At 40.8% G+C, this 812-nt stretch carries 1 protein-coding gene and 1 riboswitch (1 of these 2 running past the window's edge); the gene reads left to right on the top strand.

Annotation, left to right across the window (positions count from 1 at the left end; translation table 11 throughout):
* A riboswitch (cobalamin riboswitch) is annotated at positions 1–93 on the bottom strand; it reaches 87 nt to the left of the window's first position.
* A 340-nt stretch (positions 94–433) separates the two neighbouring features.
* Positions 434–812, top strand: a 379-nt coding sequence (locus AC29Z1_RS16140; RefSeq protein WP_488272476.1) for an acyl-CoA dehydrogenase family protein, incomplete at its 3' end; no start/stop codon positions are given.

The following is an 812-nucleotide window of genomic DNA, read 5'->3' as shown; positions in this document are numbered from 1 at the left end:
AGCGCACTCCCCGATACAGTGGCGGGACCGCGCCGGCTTTTAACCGGTCTTCCCTATTAAGCCCAGTTGGGCACCTATCTCAAATATTCAATTTATTGTATTCGTATTCAGTATATACCTCATTCTAATTAGTGTCAAGGTATAACGTCTTAATCGCAACCGGCTCTGCCGCTTTAGTCATAGACAAAACGCGATATTGGCAGCGTATGGCTCACTATTTCTGATGAACAAATTCATCAGAATATGACATTTGTCATCACTTAAAAACACCTACGTTCAGGTGTTTTTTTATATATTTGAGAAAAACGTCATCAATCAGCAGCATTAATGTGATTTTTTTAACATGTTAACTCCCTCTTTTACCCATTGGCACGATTTTTGCATTGTTATGAATATGATATCTAAAGCTTTATAACGAAAAGGAGATGGCAATATGCAAATGCAGCTTACTGAAGAACAAAAAATGTTGCAAAAATTAGTGCGTGATTTCGCCGAAAAAGAAGTAGCGCCAGGCGCTGCAGAGCGAGACGAAAAAGAGGAATTCTCGCGTGAACTAGCAGACGCAATGGGAGAAATGGGCTTTACAGGGATTTGTTTCCCAGAAAAATATGGCGGTGCTGAAGCCGATGTCCTTTCTTATATTTTAGCCGTAGAAGAACTGTCAAGAGTTGATGCAGGCGTAGGTATTACCTTATCGGCTACTGTATCATTATGTGCTTGGCCGATCTATGCTTTTGGTACAGAAGAGCAAAAACAAAAGTATCTTGTACCTTTAGTTGAGGGTACAAAGCTAGGTGCATTTGGCCTTACCG

It is taken from the genome of Sporomusa sp. (genome assembly GCF_057736855.1).
This window is presented reverse-complemented; position numbering and strand designations above follow the sequence as displayed.